Raw genomic sequence first — 3,557 nt, 5'->3', positions numbered from 1 at the left:
CGGCGGCGGGTGCGTCGGGGGAGGTCGCGCCGGACATCGGACTGTGCGACGGGCTGGACAACAGAGGAGTCTCCTTGAGGAATAAGGCGAACAGCGTGCCGAGCACGAGCACCGGCACGAGGTAGAGGAAGATGCGCGGCATCGCGTCGGCGTAGGCCTGGATGTAGCCCTCGCGCAGCGGCGCGGGCAGCGCGTGGACCAGCTGCGGGGTGAGCGACTCGGCGTCGGGCAGGCCCGGTCCGGGGCCCGCCGGGATGCGGTCGCTCAGGGCGTCGGCCAGCCGGTCGGCGAAGAGGGTGCCGAAGATCGCGGCGCCCACGCTGCCGCCGATCTGCCGGAAGTAGTTGTTCGCGCTGGTGGCGGTGCCCAGGTCGGTGGGGCGCACGGCGTTCTGCACGGCGAGGATGAGGACCGGCATGACCAGGCCGATGCCCGCGCCGAGGACCGCCATCCAGATGCTGTACTGCACCCGGGAGGTGTCGGCCTGAAGGCGCGAGAGCAGCCACATGCCCACGACCGAGAGGGCACCGCCGAGGACCGGGTAGATCTTGTATCGGCCCGTGTGGCTGATGAGCTGTCCGGAGACGATCGAGGCGCCGACGATGCCGCCCATCATCGGCAGCATCAGCAGGCCCGACTCGGTGGCGCTGGCGCCGTCGACCATCTGGAGGAAGGTCGGCAGATAGCTGGCCGCCCCGAAGAGGGCGACGCCCACGATCATGCCGACGAGGCCGGTGATGTTGAAGACCGGGTCACGGAAGAGCCGGAGCGGAATGATCGGTTCTGCGGCGAACCGCTCGGCGACGAGGAAGAGCAGGCTGCTGGCCACCGCTCCGGCGGCGAGCCCGACGATGACCCGGTCGCCCCACTCGTACTCGGTGCCGCCCCAGCTGGTGAGGAGCACCAGGCAGGTCGAGGCGGCGGCGAGCAGCAGCGCGCCGAGCACGTCGAGGCGGGCCTTGCCGGTGGGCTTGGGAAGCTTCAGGACGAGGCTGACGACGACCAGCGTGACCAGGCCGAAGGGCACGTTGAAGTAGAAGCACCAGCGCCAGGAGGCGTGGTCGGTGAAGAAGCCGCCGAGCAGCGGACCCGCGACCGACGCGAGGCCGAACGCGGCGCCGATCAGGCCCATGTACCGGCCGCGCTGCCGGGGCGGCACGATGTCCGCGATGATCGCCTGGACGCCGATCATGAGGCCGCCCGCGCCGACGCCCTGGATCGCGCGGAAGGCGATGAGCTGGTCCATGGTGCGCGACCACCCGGCGAGCGCCGAGCCGACGACGAAGATGACGATCGCGAACTGGAAGACGCCCTTGCGGCCGAAGAGGTCGCCGAGCTTGCCGTAGATGGGCAGGCCGATGGTGGAGGTCAGCAGATAGGCGGTGATGGCCCAGGACATCTTGTCCAGGCCGTGCAGCTCTCCGACGATCTTGGGGAGCGCGGTGGCGACGATCATCTGCTCCAGGGCGGCGAGCAGCAGGGCGAGCATCAGCCCCACGAAGACCATTCGTACCCGGCCGGGGCTGAGCCCGTGCGCCGCCGGACCGGGCGGCGGGGGCGGCGCCTGCCCCGCCCCCGCTCCCCCGGGCCTCAGCTCCACCGTCTCCACGGCCGCCGTGCCGCTCCGCCCGGCGCCCTTCACCAGCGTCGTCCCGCCCACGTACTGCTCCCCTCGTCGCGCCTGCGCCGCCCTTTTCTCGCATTACGCGACAACTGGGAGCAAGCGCGACGAGTCGGCGCCGCGGCGGCCGTGCGGGCGTTAGCGCCGGTAGGAGCCCTACGGCGTACAACGCGACCGAACGGAGAACCACTCGAAACGGTGAGCGTGCGAATAACCCCTCGGGGCCTTCAGATCAGGCGGCGGACGGCTTCTCCACCTCGCGGGCGAGGTTGTCGAGCACCGCGCCGTAGATCCGGCCGAGGCCCTTGGGCGCGAAGGTCTTCTCGAAGAAGCCGCCGATGCCGCCCGCGCCGTTCCAGACCGTGGTGACGACCACGCGGGACCTGCCCTCGCCCGCCGGGGTCACGGTCCAGGTGGTGACCATGGAGGAGTTGCGGTCCTTCTCGACCAGTTCGCCGTCGGTGGGCTCGCTGACCTCCAGGAGGCAGTCGCGGATGCGCTTGCTGGTGGCCTGGAGCTTCCAGTGCACGAGGGTGCCCTCGCCGTCGCCGCCCTCGCGCACCTCGTACTCGCTGAAGTGCTCCGAAAGGAGCTTCGGACGGGTGCCGTTGTAGTCGGCGACGGCGTCGAAGACCTCATCCGGCTTCGCCGCGACGACCCGCTCCGTGACAGCTTCGACCTGCGCCATTGCACTTCCTCCAGCTTGGATTCTCGGGGAGTTCACGGAAAGCCAACCACCCTGCGCGCCGGGCCCCCAAATCGGGGCCCGCTCAGCCCGGCAGCCAGCGCAGGCCCGCCCAGAGCGCGAGCGTGGACAGGGCGAGCGCCGCGGGCGTGGTGAGCAGCCCGAGCCGGGTGAACTCGCCGATGCGTACGCGGTGTTCGTGCTGGTGGGCGATGCGGCGCCAGAGGAGGGTGGCGAGGGACCCGGCGTAGGTGAGGTTGGGCCCGATGTTCACGCCGAGCAGGACGGCGAGGACCGCGCCGGGGCCCGAAGGGGTGGCGAGCGGGACCAGGGCGAGGACGGCGGGCAGGTTGTTGATCAGGTTGGCGAGGAGCGCGGCGACGGCCGCGGTGCCGAGCAGCGCGGGCAGCGAGGAGCCGTCGGGCAGGACGTGGCCGAGGGCGTCGCCGAGACCATTGTCGACGACGGCCCTGACGACGACGCCGAGGGCGAGGACGAAGGCGAGGAAGGGCAGCGAGGCCGACCGCAGGATCGCGGCCGGGGTGGTGTGCCGCCGCGCGAGCGCCCGTACGGCGAGCACCGCGGCGCCGGCCGCCGCCGACCAGGCGGGGTCGACGCCGACGGTGGAGGCGAGGGCGAACCCGGCGAGCGTGGCGACGACGGTGACCAGCGCGAAGAGCGGCATCTCGGGCGGCTCCCCGGTGTCTTCGCCGCGCACCGGGGCGTCGAGGTCGGCGGCGAAGAACCGCCGGAAGACGGCGTACTCCACGGCGATGGCGACCAGCCACGGCAGCGTCATGAGCAGCGCGAAGCGCGTGAAGCTCAGGCCGGTCGCGGCGAAGGCGAGCAGGTTGGTGAGGTTGGAGACGGGCAGCAGCAGCGAGGCCGTGTTCGAGAGGTGGGCGCTGGCGTAGACGTGCGGTCGGGGCCGGGCGCCCATGCGCGCGGCGGTCGCGAAGACGACCGGGGTGAGCAGCACCACGGTGGCGTCCAGGCTGAGCGCGGCGGTGATCACCGAGGCGAGCCCGAAGACGGCGGCGAGCAGCGTACGCGGGCGGCCCGCGGMGCGGCGCGCCATCCAGGTGCCGCAGGCGTGGAAGCCCGGTACGGCGAAGACGGCCTCCGAACGTCCGAAGGGGCGCACGACCGCACAGACCAGCACCACCACCAGGGCGGCGACGGACAGGGACTCGACGAACATGCTGCGCATCATCCCTGGTCCGCGGGGAGGCGGCGCGGGCGGGCCAGGGG

The 3,557-nt window shown here is 72.0% G+C and carries 3 protein-coding genes; all 3 read right to left on the bottom strand.

Annotated elements, in window-relative coordinates; genetic code table 11:
* Window positions 1–1,660 (bottom strand): MDR family MFS transporter (locus AB8Z36_RS35875; RefSeq protein ID WP_440582089.1); only part of this gene is annotated, 1,660 nt, incomplete at its 3' end.
* Between the two features lie 193 nt (window positions 1,661–1,853).
* Window positions 1,854–2,309 (bottom strand): SRPBCC family protein, encoded by a 456-nt coding sequence (locus tag AB8Z36_RS35870; protein ID WP_369217574.1) that lies wholly within the window; start codon window positions 2,307–2,309, stop codon window positions 1,854–1,856.
* Between the two features lie 82 nt (window positions 2,310–2,391).
* Window positions 2,392–3,507 (bottom strand): SLC13 family permease, encoded by a 1,116-nt coding sequence (locus AB8Z36_RS35865; RefSeq protein ID WP_440582088.1) that lies wholly within the window; start codon window positions 3,505–3,507, stop codon window positions 2,392–2,394.
* Window positions 3,508–3,557: the final 50 nt, after the last annotated feature.

It is taken from the genome of Streptomyces flavofungini (genome assembly GCF_041028215.1).
GTDB lineage: Bacteria > Actinomycetota > Actinomycetes > Streptomycetales > Streptomycetaceae > Streptomyces > Streptomyces flavofungini_B.
The sequence above is the reverse complement of the archived record's forward strand: the minus strand, read 5'-3'. Positions and strand labels throughout refer to the sequence as shown.

Coding starts and splice junctions, on each gene's coding strand:
- AB8Z36_RS35870 (WP_369217574.1), bottom strand. CDS start 2,309: ATGGCGCAGGTCGAAGCTGTCACGGAGCGGGTCGTCGCGGCGAAGCCG.